The organism is [Actinomadura] parvosata subsp. kistnae (genome assembly GCF_900323885.1).
Lineage (GTDB): Bacteria > Actinomycetota > Actinomycetes > Streptosporangiales > Streptosporangiaceae > Nonomuraea > Nonomuraea composti.
Genome location: NZ_OOHJ01000006.1, coordinates 59,214 through 72,322 on the forward strand (window position 1 = coordinate 59,214; position 13,109 = coordinate 72,322).

12 protein-coding genes and 2 pseudogenes are annotated in these 13,109 nt (G+C 70.9%); 11 read left to right on the forward strand and 3 right to left on the reverse strand.

The features are described 5' to 3' along the window. Positions 1 to 947 precede the first annotated feature (947 nt). The 3 genes from KIS93_RS67245 (at position 948) to KIS93_RS03905 (ending at position 3,201) form a co-directional block, all read left to right on the forward strand. A complete protein-coding gene (locus tag KIS93_RS67245; protein WP_281261941.1) occupies positions 948 to 1,082 on the forward strand; it encodes a hypothetical protein in 135 nt (44 codons plus the stop codon). A 51-nt stretch (positions 1,083 to 1,133) separates the two neighbouring features. Further along, positions 1,134 to 1,331 (forward strand): hypothetical protein, encoded by a 198-nt coding sequence (locus tag KIS93_RS62970; RefSeq protein ID WP_222107226.1) that lies wholly within the window; start codon positions 1,134 to 1,136, stop codon positions 1,329 to 1,331. A gap of 481 nt (positions 1,332 to 1,812) precedes the next feature. Further along, the gene (locus KIS93_RS03905; RefSeq protein WP_186403612.1) at positions 1,813 to 3,201 is read left to right on the forward strand and encodes an FAD-dependent oxidoreductase; all 1,389 of its coding nucleotides are present in this window, start codon (positions 1,813 to 1,815) and stop codon (positions 3,199 to 3,201) included. A 655-nt stretch (positions 3,202 to 3,856) separates the two neighbouring features. Here the strand turns inward: KIS93_RS03905 and KIS93_RS68750 are convergent. The 3 genes and pseudogenes from KIS93_RS68750 to KIS93_RS03920 all read right to left on the reverse strand — a co-directional run. Continuing rightward, positions 3,857 to 4,420, reverse strand: a pseudogene (locus KIS93_RS68750) (hypothetical protein); the annotation flags it as partial. A 102-nt stretch (positions 4,421 to 4,522) separates the two neighbouring features. Then, positions 4,523 to 5,113 carry a hypothetical protein gene (locus KIS93_RS03915; RefSeq protein WP_186403613.1) on the reverse strand — a complete coding sequence of 197 codons (591 nt, stop codon included), beginning with the start codon at positions 5,111 to 5,113 and terminating at the stop codon, positions 4,523 to 4,525. A gap of 44 nt (positions 5,114 to 5,157) precedes the next feature. Continuing rightward, entirely contained in the window at positions 5,158 to 5,937 is a 780-nt protein-coding gene (locus KIS93_RS03920; protein WP_186403614.1) for a TetR/AcrR family transcriptional regulator, read from the reverse strand. Between the two features lie 72 nt (positions 5,938 to 6,009). Between KIS93_RS03920 and KIS93_RS03925 the strand changes: the two genes are divergently transcribed. The 8 genes and pseudogenes from KIS93_RS03925 to KIS93_RS03955 all read left to right on the forward strand — a co-directional run bounded on the left by KIS93_RS03925 (position 6,010) and on the right by KIS93_RS03955 (position 13,103). Next, entirely contained in the window at positions 6,010 to 6,363 is a 354-nt protein-coding gene (locus tag KIS93_RS03925; RefSeq protein ID WP_186403615.1) for a hypothetical protein, read from the forward strand. 127 nt (positions 6,364 to 6,490) lie between these two features. Beyond that, entirely contained in the window at positions 6,491 to 7,144 is a 654-nt protein-coding gene (locus KIS93_RS03930) for a TetR/AcrR family transcriptional regulator (RefSeq protein WP_186403616.1), read from the forward strand. Continuing rightward, a pseudogene (locus KIS93_RS68755) lies at positions 7,141 to 7,623 on the forward strand (FAD-dependent monooxygenase); the annotation flags it as partial. The gene KIS93_RS03930 and the pseudogene KIS93_RS68755, both read left to right, overlap by 4 nt. A 26-nt stretch (positions 7,624 to 7,649) precedes the next feature. After that, positions 7,650 to 8,810 carry an FAD-dependent monooxygenase gene (locus tag KIS93_RS03935; protein ID WP_186403617.1) on the forward strand — a complete coding sequence of 387 codons (1,161 nt, stop codon included), beginning with the start codon at positions 7,650 to 7,652 and terminating at the stop codon, positions 8,808 to 8,810. After that, positions 8,807 to 9,733, forward strand: coding sequence for a ketopantoate reductase family protein (locus KIS93_RS03940; RefSeq protein WP_186403618.1), 927 nt, complete (start codon positions 8,807 to 8,809; stop codon positions 9,731 to 9,733). Before KIS93_RS03935 ends, KIS93_RS03940 begins: the two co-directional genes overlap by 4 nt. Then, on the forward strand, positions 9,720 to 10,835 hold the full coding sequence (locus KIS93_RS03945; protein WP_222107227.1) for an enolase C-terminal domain-like protein: 1,116 nt from the start codon (positions 9,720 to 9,722) through the stop codon (positions 10,833 to 10,835). The genes KIS93_RS03940 and KIS93_RS03945 overlap by 14 nt, the downstream gene beginning before the upstream one ends. A gap of 13 nt (positions 10,836 to 10,848) precedes the next feature. After that, positions 10,849 to 11,829, forward strand: coding sequence for a fumarylacetoacetate hydrolase family protein (locus tag KIS93_RS03950; RefSeq protein WP_186403619.1), 981 nt, complete (start codon positions 10,849 to 10,851; stop codon positions 11,827 to 11,829). Beyond that, entirely contained in the window at positions 11,826 to 13,103 is a 1,278-nt protein-coding gene (locus KIS93_RS03955) for a RidA family protein (protein ID WP_186403620.1), read from the forward strand. Before KIS93_RS03950 ends, KIS93_RS03955 begins: the two co-directional genes overlap by 4 nt. Positions 13,104 to 13,109 lie beyond the last annotated feature (6 nt).

Consider the following 13,109-nt stretch of genomic DNA (forward strand, 5'->3'; position numbering starts at 1 on the left):
ACGCATTTCTGTTCACCTCCGCTTCATGTTTCGACCCGACGCACAGGGTATTGTGAGGGGACCGGCCGCGTATCTGTCATGTGACTGGTGTGCGACAGAAGTCGGTGCACAGCGGCTTCAGGTGGCCGGTCGTCCCAACCATTCCGTGAGCGCCTTCCTGACCAGTTCCGGTACTACAAGTACCATTCAAGATAGTGGTACTTGCAGTACCGAATGGCTGGCAACTCGATGGAGGCTCGCCGCGTGGTACGGCGCAGGCCGCCATGAAACGGGCCCGGCCCTCCGCCTCGACGTCGCGCCGGCCGACGGAGCCCAGAACAGCTCGCCGATCGCAGCCAGGTCATCCATCCGTCTCCTCCTTCATCGGGTTGACGCCGCCGAAAGCGGCGCGCACCTTCTTGCGGGCCGGTTGAGCCGGGACCCCACGGTCCCTGTCGGGATGTCGAGCGCCTGCGCGATCTCCTCGTAGCTGAGCTCCGCCACGCTCGCGGCCGCCGCACGCCCGACCACCGCGGACTCGTGCCCGGGATCGACCGTTTCGTGGGGGCCCGCCGCAGCGTCCGTAACCGGCGAATCTCCCTGCGGTGGTGCTGGGCGACGATGTTGGTGGCGATGCCGTACAGCCACGGACCACGCCCCGGCGGGCGTCGAAGCTGGCGCGATCGTGGAAGGCCGCGAGGAAGATCTCCCCGTTGAGGCCGTCGGCCGCCTGCGTGCCCAGCCGGCCCGCGACGTACCGGTGGATCTGCCGGCGCTCTTCGGCGACGGGGCGGGACGCACGGGCACCTCGAGCGCCACCGCGGCGCCGATCGCCCTCAACCGTGACGGCCGGCTCGTGACCGAGGCGCCGCGGCCGTTCCTCCAAGCGGTGCAGGTGCCGCCCGGCGACGCGGCCTACAACCTCCAGGCCGAGGCCGGGCGCGCCGGCGGCCACGCTGTCCACCCGCGTGTCGGTCACCTGGACGTTCCGCTCCGCCACCGTCCAGGACGGCACCACGGCGCTACCGCTGTCGGTGGTCGGCTTCTCCCCCGAACTGGACCGGCGCAACACCGCACCGGCCGGCCGTTCACCGTGCCGCTGACCGTACGGACACAGGCCGGATCAACCACTGGCGAGGTCCCGTGACCTGTCCGTGGACGTCTCCTACGACGACGGCGCCTCCTGGAAGGTGACCTGGTCCGGGGCGAACGGCACGGTCCCGCTGCGCCACCCGGCCATGGACGGGTTCGTCTCGCTGCGCGCCCGATCGAAGGACAGCGCGGGCAACACCGTCGAGCAGACCATCATCCGCGCCTACCGGATCGCCCCTTGCGCCCCCTCCCCCGGTTGACATGACGAGGGCCACCTCACCCGCCGCAGGGTCTGGGCCTCCGTCCGCACCCAGCCCTGACCGAAGTCCATCCGCGCGGTGTGCTCCCAGGAGTTCTCATCGCGCCGCGTGAACGCCTCCTGCCCGCGGATCTTCCGCTCCGCGTGCAGGATCGCCGCATCCGCCGTCAGCTCATCGCCCTTCCGGCCCGGCCAGGTCACGGTGGCACGGCGGCCCCGGTTGTCGAACCACTCGCAGACCAGCTTGTGCTGGGTCCGTCGCTCCCCAGGCGGACCGCCTCCACGGCATCAAGAGCGCCGCCGGAGCCCGGGTGCTCGGTGGATCAGAACTCTCGATCATCGCATCACGCTACGAGGATGCGCATGGCCCGCGAATCCGTCGGACGACTGGGGCAGGCGTGGTCCGGCCGAATGGGTGAGGCGGCCGACCGGCTGGTCATCTGACTGATTCTCCAGGCGGACGGCGCTTGTACGGTCGTCCCATGCCGCTTGGAACACCTGTGCAGATCTTCAACGCCCTGAGCGCGGCGAGGCCGATCGAGCGAACCCGGATCGTCGCCGGCAAGGCGGTGGTCATGGGCGGGAGCGTCGCCGGGCTGCTGGCCGCGCGCGTGCTCGCTGACCATGCCGAGACCGTCGTGATCATCGAGCGGGACGATCTGGGCGAGACTCGGATTCCGCGTCCAGGTGTGCCGCAGGGCAGCCAGTCGCACGCGCTGCTGGTGGGCGGGCTCCGGCAGCTCGAACGCTGGTTCCCCGGCATCACCGCGCAGGCCCGCCAGGAGGGCGCGGTGCTGCTGCCCGGCAGGGAGGTGCGCACCTACGTCGACAACGTCCCGCAGGCCGCGACGGCCCCCTACGACCTGCTCAGTGGCACCCGCCCATTCCTGGAGAACGTGATTCGCCGCCGTACGTTCGATCTGCCGAACGTGAAGGTGATCCCGGGCAGGGTCACCGGGCTGGGCCTTGGCGGCGGACGGGTGCAGGGGGTGCGCTGGATCAGCGGAGGCGAGGAGGCGGTGGAGGACGCCGACTTCGTGGTGGACGCCATGGGCCGCGCCAGCAAGCTCGGAGACTGGCTGGAAGAGGCAGGCTGGCAGAAGCCGTCGTTGCACCGGGTGCCCATCAACGTCAACTACGCCACGGGACTCTTCGCCCGCTCACCGGACGCTCCGATCTTCGGGGCGCTGGCCCGCCGCAGCCCCGCGTTCGCAGCGGCCCGCACCGCCGGCGGCGCGGTCAGCCCCGTGGAAGGGGGCGCATGGCTCGTCATGCTGGGTGGTTACGACGACGACCGCCCGGACCGTACCCTGGATGGCTTTCTCCTACGCTGCCGCGAGGACCTGCCGCCCGCGTTTGCGCGGGCTGTCGCGGGCGAGCCGCTCAAGCCCATCGCCACCTACCGCCAGGCCGACGCCCGCCGCCGTGACTACGCCGGGCTGACGCGCCTGCCCGGCGGCCTGGTGAGTGTGGGCGACGCGGTGGCCTCCTTCAACCCCATCTACGGCCAGGGCATCACATCGGCCACGCTGCACGCCTCCAGCCTGTCGGCCTACCTGTGGCGCACGCCGGACGCCCGGATGCCAGCCCACGAGTTCTTCGACCTGCAGCAAGTGATCGTCGACGCCGCCTGGCAGTTGTCCACGGCGGCCGACCTCGCCCGGCAGCAGAGCGGCGCGGTGCTCTCGCCGCAGGCGCGGCTCGCACGCTGGATCGGCGAGCAGATCGTCGACGCCTCGCTGGCCGACGAGACCATCTCGCGTCGCTTCGCCGACGTGACCAACATGACCGCCCACCCCGCCACCCTCATGACACCTGCCACCGTGGCCCGCTCCATCTGGGCGAACCGCCGCCGTCCCGCCGCGCGCTAGCATCTGGTGCCCGGCGCCCAAGGGTCGAGTAGGGACTGGAAGTCTGTATGACCCTGTGAGCGCTGCGGCCTGCGCGGCGTCCGCCCGTTGTGCAACGGAAGAGGATCCAGCGTTCACCTGGTCCCACCGACTTATTGGGGCGAGACGGGTGTGGGAGCGTGGAAGCATGGCGATCGGGTGGTCTCGGCAGGAGATTGTCGCAGCGGTCAGGACGTGCCTGTCACGGGCGGGTGCCGTGACCGACGGCTACTCCTATGTCGATGTCCGGACGGAGCCCGACGGCATGGTCGTGCTCTTTCGCAGGCGGCGGGATCCGAACCTCTACACTTTTCGCGGTCGAGTACCCGGCGGCGCCGCGCAGCCCGTGGACCGGCCTGCCGGTGCACTCGGCGGCCGAATGGGCCGCGGACGTCGAGGGGCGGCTCGCGGAGGAGCTCGCGACCGGGCTGGTTCGCAGGGGACGCCGGACGGTTCGAGACGAGTACGTCCTGCTGGACCCGCGCGACGCCCCTGATCTCCATCCCCCCGGCTTCTTCATCAGCTCGGTCCCCTCGCATGCGACCGCGGCCGGCGCCTGGCTGGCCAGGGAAGGGACGGAGGTGGACCTCCGGAGAGGGCTGATCGCCCAGGGCAGGCTCGTCTGCTGGCTGCAGGGCTACGTCGACAGCGCTCGTGGCGGACCTTTCGTCAGCCACGCGGCCGCGTCATGGGAGGACGAACAGCGCACCACGGCCCGTCTCGAACGGGTGCAGGTCCTTCCCGGCGTCCCGCCGGAGGTTGGCGGCGCGCTGGCCCGGGTCGCGATCTGTGAGTACCGGCGTGGAAGCGGGGGCCGGCCGGCATTGGCGCTGGCAGGTCGCGACCCTGCTGATCGCGGACCGCCCGTCCCCACGACAGGTGGCCAGGGCCTCGGGCCGCAGGTCTGGCGTCGAGACCGTGCACGGCGGCCATGGCCTGCTGGCCCAGGTTGGCGCTGTCGCAGATGCCGACGGTCCGCCCGCGCCCGTCGTCTCCTGACCGGGCACGCCGTGCCGGACCGCGATCCGCTCGTCGGCGCCACGCGCCGCATCCCGCCCCCACGTACGGTGGTCACCACGAAGTCCGCGCCGTCGAGCGCCCGCCGCGCGTCTGTGGTGGCCACCACCCGCACATCGCCGTGGCGCCGTGCCAGGTGGGCCGCAACGCCGCCGAGCAGCCGCAGCTTGTGCTCATCGACGTCGAGGAGTTCAGTCTTGAGGCACCAGCCACATGCCGCTCAGCACCCCCTGTCCGGCGCCGCCCCGTCCGGCGCGGCCCTGATCCAACGGTGACAGCGAGATCGTCAGAGCACCCGGTTGTGTCCGAAGCGGAGAATGTGCTGGTCGTCGGTCAGTTCTTCGATGAGCCTGTCGCTGAGTGCGTCATGCTCATCGTCAGGCAGGTCGTGGCCAAAGGCGTCCGCGGTGCCTTCGGCCAGGTCCACGAGCACCGAGGCGTCCTCAGGAAGCAGCGGCGGTTCGAGGTCCGGCCAGGTGACGTCGCCCCAGTCGATCGTCACCTGGATCTCGTCCGGATGTTCGTTGATGAGATCGGGGAGCACCGCCCCTTCCAGGTCGATCTCCGCGACGTCCTCATAGCCGCTGCCGGGTTCGGGAACGCCTCCGATCGTCAGCCCCTCATGGTCGAAGCTGATCTCGGAGAAGCCCGGGATCTTCACCCTGGCGAACGGGTAGACGCGCAGTTCGAGGTCAACGTCGCCGCGCTGGTACACCCGGATCACGCAGGTGTCGCCCCAGGACCCGAGCCAGTGCCCCTGCCGGATGTAGCGCATCGCCGCCCGTGTGATGGCGGGCAGATCGTGGCGGATGTCGAAGCACGCCCATCCGCCTCCCCCTTGGTAGAAAGACCCCTCGAAAAGGTAGAAGCTGTACATGGAGCCGTGCCTCCTTGGGGACGCCGTCAAGGTGATCGTCGCCTTCAGGTTCGCACGGCGCGGCAGAACGCCTCCGCCAGGTCGGCCGCCAGCCGGGCGCGTGCCGCAGCGCTCAGGTGCTCGTCCGTGGCCAGCGCGGCCACGCTCCTGGCCAGCACCGGCCCGGCGAACTGACTGAGCAGTGTCTTCTCCGGCAGGTCACGCACCGCCCCGGCGTCGATGTGCGTTCTCAGCCAGCCCATGATCAGGCCGACGAAGCGGGGCGCGTAGTTCTCCCGTACGTGCACGGCCAGCGCGCCGCCGGGCCGGGAGGCGATCTCGGCGAACATCGCGGCCATCACCCGCGCCTCGCCCATCATCGCGTCGAGCACCGGTTCGTACAGCAGCCGGGCGGCCGGCTCGAGGTCCGCCGGCGGGTCGGCCAGGACCTCCTCCACGCGTGGCATCGGGCTGTAGCGGTCGAAGACCGCCGCGAGGAGGCCGTCGCGGCCGCCCGCCTGCCCCTGGATGGCCTGCACGGTGCATCCCGCGTCGGCGGCGATCATCTCCAGCGTCACCTCGCCGACCCCGTACGTGCCGTAGAGGCGGGCGGCGGACTCCACTGCCCGGTCCCGCGCCGACCGGCGGGCCACGTTCGCGCCTTGCCTGGCCAGGGCCTCGTCGAGGCGGGATCGGTGACCGATGCGGCGGATGAGCGTGCTCCGCGACACTCCCATCACGGCGGCGATGTCCTCCAGGGTCAGCTCGCTCGCCTCTCCCCCGGTCCGCGTGAGATGGCCTCGTACGGCCATGGCCACTTCCTCGACGTAGGCGTCGGTCTCCATACCTGGAACTTACACTTGTCTTTAACTCAAGACAAGTTCTAGTATCAGGGCCATCCAAGGAAAGGACTGATCATGCACGCATTCATCCGCCGGTACCGCATGGGGACCGGCTCCATCGACGACCTCATGAGCAAGGTCAACAGGCAGTTCGCGAGCCAGCTCTCCCCCGAGGGCGACGCCGCCTCCGGCGCCCCCGTGCAGGTGCCCGCCGGCATCGTCAGCTACCAGGCGATCGCCGCAGGCGACGACACGATCATCACCGTGACGTTGTTCGAGAGCGAGGAGGCCTGCCGGCGGGCGGAGCAGGGAGCGCGGGACATCCGCCTGAGCCTGGCCGAGTTCCAGGTGGAGGAGACGCACACCTTCACCGGCGAGGTGATGTTGTCCCGGGCGAGCGAGGCGCTGCTCACTCCCGTGGTGCGCTGATCTCGACGGAGCGTGACGCCGGGCGGCCCCTTCGTGTGAGGCGGAGACGGCCACCCGGCCCGCCCGGGCAAAAATTAAGCGCCCGCTGAATTGACTAATTAAGCAACCGCTGGTTTTAATGGCGGTCGTGACGGACGAGAGAAAGCGGCGGCCCGGACGGCCGCGCAGAGACGAAGGACAAGACACCCGGCAACTCCTGCTGGATGCCGCGCTGGAGCTGTTCGCGCTGAAGGGGTACGCCGCGACCAGCGTGCGCGAGATCGCCAAGCAGGCCGAGGTGCACGACAGCGCGATCTACTTCCACTTCGCCAACAAGGACGCCCTGTACACGGCGCTGTTCGAGCAGATGGGCCCGCCCTCGCTGGAGGCGTTGTGCCCCGACCTGGACGCCATGGCGTCCACGGCACCCGACGAGGCCATCCGCGAGCTGGTCGGTCGCCTCTTCGAAGTGTGGTCCAGCCCGCGGGGACGCCGCTTCGCCCGGGTGATCCAGCGCGACGGCTCCGGCCAGGACGGCGTCCGCGGGCTGCACACCGCCATCGAGGCGGCCAAGCACCGGCTCGCCGGGCCGTTCAAGGCCTGGCAGGCGGCCGGCCTGCTCCGTGCCGACCAGCCTCCCGAGCAACTGGTGTGGGAGCTGATGGCGCCGCTCGACACCATCTGGTTCCTGCGCCTGCCCCCGGACGCCTCCGATGAGGAGCTCATCGGCGCCAGGAGCCTCGTCGAAGCACATCTGGACTACTTCCTCACCTGCACCATGACCAAGGAGGCGACGTCATGACCGTCCACGACACACAGGTGCTCGTCGTGGGAGCCGGGCCCACGGGGCTGACCGCGGCGATCGAGCTGCTCCGGCAGGGCGTGGACTGCATGCTGATCGACGAGCGCAGCGAGCCCGCACGCTACTCGCGCGCGCTCGTCCTGCAGGCACGCTCCCTGGAGCTGCTACAGCTGCACGGCCTCAGCGACGCGTTCGTCCGCGACGGATACCTGGCTCCCGGCTTCAACTTCGGCGCCGACGACCGCACGCCCGCGATCGTGGAGATGTATCACACCGGCAGCCGCTACCCGTTCATGCTGACCCTGTCGCAGGAAGAGACGGAACGGGCCCTCACCGAGCGTCTCGGCGAACTCGGCGGGACCCTCCACCGCGGGCTCAAGCTCGTCAGCGCCGCCCAGGACCGCGAGGGCGTGACCGCCAAGCTGAGCGGCGAGTCGGGCGAGCGCACCGTAACGGCCCGCTACCTGATCGACTGCAGCGGATCGCACAGCGTGCTCAGCCAACAATGGGGGACGACCGAGGAAAGCCCCTGTTCCGCGGCACCGCGCTCATCGCGGACGTCCTGGTCGAGGGGGACCTGCCGCGCGGATTCGTCAGCCTGCACACCAACGAACGGGGCGGCCTCGCTCTGCTGCCCTTCCAGAACGAGTACGTACGGGTCATCGCCTTCGACCTGGCCAAGATGGAGATCTCACCCAAGGAACCCCTCGACATCGAGGAAGTCCAGGAGACCGTGGACGCGATCGTCCCCTATCCCCTGCGCATCGGGAACCCGCAGTGGATCACCAGGTTCCGCGCCCAGAACCGGCTGCTGAGCACGTACCGGAACGAACGGCTGTTCTTCGCCGGCGACGCGGCGCACCTCTACATCCCCGTGGCCGCCCAGGGCATGAACACCGGCATCCAGGACGCCTTCAACCTCGCGTGGAAGCTGAGCTTCGTGTGCCGGGGCCGGGCGCCCGAGTCGCTGCTCGACAGCTACAACGAGGAACGGCACCTCATCGGCGAGCGGACCCGCAAGCTCTCCGACCTGCTCTTCCAGCTGTTCATCAAACAGGCACGCTCGACGACGTACCGCAAGATCAGCAGCAAGGTCATGGGGCTCGCCCTGTCCACGACCCCGGTGCAGAACCTCATGAGCGGCCGGGTCTCCCAGACGGGGGTGGAGTACCGGCACACGGCGCTGTCGAAAGCGCAGCGCTTCGGCGGGCTGCCGAAGAGCGCGATCAACGCCGGCGACCGGGTCCCCGACCTCGACCTGGCCGACGACGACGGCCTCGGCATCCGCCTGTACGACCTGATGCGCACGCCGGGATTCGTGCTCATCGGGTTCGCCTCCTCCTACACCTCCAGCCGGAAGAAGGAGGCGATGGCCGCCGAGCTGGCCCGGCTGAAGGATCGTTACGCCGGTTCGCTGCAGTGCCTGATGGTGCTGGGCGAGGGGTTGCCCCGCCAGGGAGACGTGCCGACGTTCCTCGACGCCCGGCGCGAGGTGCTGCACAAGCTCGGCGCCAGACCGGGCGATGTGTTCCTGGTCAGGCCCGATGGCTATCTCGCCTTCCGCGCCGACGACCCGCGCAGGCTGCCCGGGCTGCTCGGCTCCTGGCTGAGCACACCCGTTGCCGACAGCGGCGTCCGTACCGTGCCGGACGGGGTGCTGCGGTGAGGATCGCGATCGTCGGCGCCGGCGGGGTCGGCGGGTTCTTCGGCGCGCTGCTGGCCCGGGGCGGCGCGGACGTCACGTTCGTCGCCCGGGGCGCCCATTTGGAGGCGATGCGGCGGGACGGCCTCCGCATCGAGGGCGGCGCCCATCCCGTCCACCTTCCGGCGGTGCGCGCGACCGGCGACCCGGCCGAGGCCGGCCCTGCCGACCTGGTGATGCTGTGCGTCAAGCTGTGGGGCGTCGAGGCGGCCCTGGAGCAGATCCGGCCGCTCATCGGGCCGGACACCACGGTCGTGTCGTTCCAGAACGGCGTTCTCAAGGACGACTACCTCAGGGACGCCTTCGGCGCGGAACGCGTGATCGGCGGGGTCGCCTACGTCGCCACGCGCATCTCCCGCCCGGGGGTGATCGAGCAGACCGGCTCCTTGCAGCGGCTGGTCTTCGGCGAGTTCGACGGCCGCATCTCGGCCCGGGTCACCGCCTTCCACCAGGCATGTGTCGCGGGCGGGATCAACGCCGAGGTCAGCCCGGACATCCGGCGCCAGATCTGGCAGAAGTTCGTGTTCCTCACCGGCCTGTCGGCCACGACCGCGACCACCCGCCTGCCCATCGGCGCCGTCCGGGAAAACCCGCAGACCAGGGCTTTTCTGCTCGACCTCATGCGGGAGGTCGTCGCGGTCGGGCGGGCGTCCGGCGTCGCACTCGCCGAGGACTACGCGCGCGAGTGCCTGAAGCTCGTCGACGACGTCGCCTACGACATGACCTCCTCCCTCTTCCACGACCTCGACGCCGGACGTCCCCTCGAAGTGCGGTGGCTGTCCGGCGGCGTCGTCGAGCTCGGCCGGAAGGCCGGGGTCGGCACACCGCTGAACCGGGCCGTGGCCGACATCCTCGCCCTGCACGCCGACGGCCGTGCACGAGGGTGAGCGGGTGGAGCGCCCGCTGAGCGTCGAGTCGATCGAGACGATCCCGCTCCAGGTACCCATGCGCTTCCCCCTCGGCACGAGCGCCGCGACGGTGCGCGCGGCCCCGCTGCTGCTGTGCACCCTCAGGACGCGGGAGGGCGCCGACGGACGGGCGTACCTGTTCTGCTACTCCACCGCGGCGATGCGCGCCCTCGACCTCCTGCTCCACGACGCCGCCGAATTCATCGCGCAACGGCCGCTCACGCCACGGCAGGCGGCGGCGGAGCTGGCGCGCCGCGCCATGCTCGTGGGCGTGACGGGCCTGGTCCGCATGGCGCTGTCCGCGATCGACATCGCGCTGTGGGACGCGCTCGCCGTCGCCGCCGGCCGCCCGCTCGCGGCGCTGCTCGGCGGCACGCGAACCGCCGTGCCCGCCTACAACTCCAGCGGGCTGGGCCTGATGGCACCGCACGCCGCGGCCGATGAGGCCGCCCGGCTGCTGACCCACGGGTTCGGCACGCTCAAGGTCCGCCTGGGCCACCCGACCCTGGACGAGGACCTGGCGGTACTGCACGCCATCCGGGAGCGGGTACCCGGTACCGGGCTCCTGGCCGACTACAACCAGGCGCTCACCGTCGCGGACGCGCTCCGGCGCGGCCTGGCCCTGCAGGACGAGGGCATCGCCTGGCTGGAGGAGCCCATCCGCCACGACGATCTGGCGGGAAACTGCCGGCTGGCGGACGCGCTCGACGTCCCGATCCAGCTCGGGGAGAACTTCAACCGTCCCGAGGAACTGGCCGAGGCGGTCGATCGCGGGGCCTGCGACCTGGTGATGCCGGACGTCGCCCGGATCGGCGGGGTCAGCGGCTGGCTGCGCGCGGCGGCGCTCGCCGCGGCGCGCGGGACGCCGATCTCGTCCCACCTGTTCCCCGAGATCAGCGTCCACCTCCTGGCGGCCAGCCCCACCGCCCACTGGCTGGAGTACGTCGACTGGGCCGGCCCCCTGCTGCGGCACCCCCTGCAGATCCGCGACGGCCAGGCGATCGTCCCCGACCGGCCCGGGATCGGGCTGGAGTGGGACCCTGACCGGGTGGCCTTCCACCGCTACGACCGGCGGCACTGACAGGAGAGCACGCATGAGACTGCTGACCATCGACGCGGGCGCAGACGGCCACGCCGGAGCGCTGCTCGGCACCGGCGACGTCCTCGACCTCACCGCCACCGCATCCGGCCCGATCACCCGGCGGGTACCGCCCTCGGTGCGGGGCATCCTCGAAGGCGGCGAGGAGACCCTCGGCCTGCTGAGAAAGATCGTGGCCACCATCGAAGCCGACGACACGGAACAAGAGCGCCTGCGCGCGGCGGGCGCGCTCACCCCGTACGCCGTCACGCCGCTGCGCGCCGTCGTCCCGGACCCCGCGCTCGTCCTGTCGACAGGCATGAACTACCGCACGCACCTCCAGGAGATGCGGAAGGTCGCCCCGCCGCAACTCCCGTACGCGTTCATCAAGGTCCGCGAGACGCTCACCGGGCACGGCCACCCGATCGTCCTGCCCCGGCGGTTCCCCGACATGGTCGACTGGGAGGGCGAGCTGACCGTGGTCATCGGACGCACCTGCCACGACGTGCCGGAGGACGAGGCGATGGCGTACGTCGCCGGATACACGCTCGCCAACGACGTCTCCGCGCGCGACTGGGCCGGTGAGTTCTACGCCGCCACGGGCAAGGTCGACGTCCTGCAGGGCTGGGGGCGCGCCATCAACGGCAAGCTCTTCCCGACGTTCCTCCCGTGCGGGCCGGTCCTCACCACGGCGGACGAGATCGCCGACCCGCACGACCTGCGACTCACGACCACGGTGAACGGCACCGTCATGCAGTCGGCGAGCACCGGAGAGATGATCTTCAGCATCGCGCGGCTCGTCTCCTACTTCTCGCAGTGGTACCGGCTCCGCCCAGGCGACATGATCACAACCGGCACGCCCGCCGGAGCGGGATACGCCCGCGACCCGCAGATCTTCCTCAGACCGGGCGACGTCGTGACCGTCGGCGTCGAGGGAATCGGCGAGCTGCGCAACCCCGTCGTCGCGGCCGGCGCGCGAGGACAGGTGCGAGCATGAACCAGATCATGAAAGGGGTCGTGAAAGCCGTCGTCCCGCACCTCGCCGGGACGGCCATCCGCCACGCGCCCGCCGTCAAGGCCGGGCCATGGGTGTTCGTCACAGGTCAAGAGGCCATCGACCCGGCCACCGGCGCGACCGGCGGGAACGCCCCGAAGATCGGCGAGTCACGCCGCCGCCGCGAGGGCGAGGCCGTCATCGCCGAACTACGGCGGCTGCTCGGCGAGATGGGCACGGACTGGTCGCGGAGCGTGCGCGTCGACCAGTTCTACACCAGCCCGGACGCGGTCAACCCCTACCACCGCGCCCGGCGGCACGCCGTCGGGGATCATCTCCCGGCCAGCACGTCCGTGGTCGTCGATCGCTGTCTCGCCGCGACGAGCTCCGTCTCGGCGGGCCTGATCGCCGCCCACCCGGACGCGCGACTCGACGTCGCCGCCGTCCACCCGCCCGGCACCGAAGCCGGCGGGCACGGGGTCCCCCCTGCGGTGACGTGCGGGGAGTTCGTCTTCGTCTCCGGCCATATGGCCAGCCAGTCCGGCGAGAGGCTCGACCCGCGCGCCGCCGTCCCGCCGGACATGCGCTGGGGCGCGAGCGCGATCCGGCGCCAGACCGAGCACCTCATCGCCCACCAGCTCACCCCGCTCCTGGAGGCGGCCGGGTCGTCGTGGGAGACGGTCGTCAAGGCGCAGGTCTTCCTCGGCGACGGCGACGACCTGCCGGAGTTCCTGGAAGTCTGGTCCGAGCACCTGAACGGCATCCCGTGCGCGCTCACGGTCGTCCCGGCGGCCGCCTTCCGCATCGCCCAAGGACGCATCGAGATGAACCTCGTCGCGCTGCGGAACGAGGCGGCCGGACACAAGACGGTCGTCGAGGCCGGACTGCCGCACGGCGCCGCCCTCGGCCCCTGCGTCCGGGCGGGCGACCTGCTCCTGCCCTCGGGCCTGATGGCAGTGACGGCGGACGGAGCCGTCGCCGGCGCGGGACTCTCACCGGCCCTGGACGGCCTCGCCCACGCCGGTCACCTCCAGGCCGCCACGATCTACGACCACGCCGACGCGCTGTGCGCCGCCGCCGGCACATCCATGGCCGGCGCGCTCCGCGCCCAGTACTTCGTCACCGCGGTACACGACTTCCCCGGCGTCACGGCCGCCTGGGCGGCCAGGTACGGCGACGAGCCCCATCCCTTCTGGTGCCTGCAGGTGCCACGGCCGCTCCCGGCGCCCAGCGCGGCCCTGGTCGCCGACTTCTGGATCTACGTGCCCGAGCGATGAAGCCCG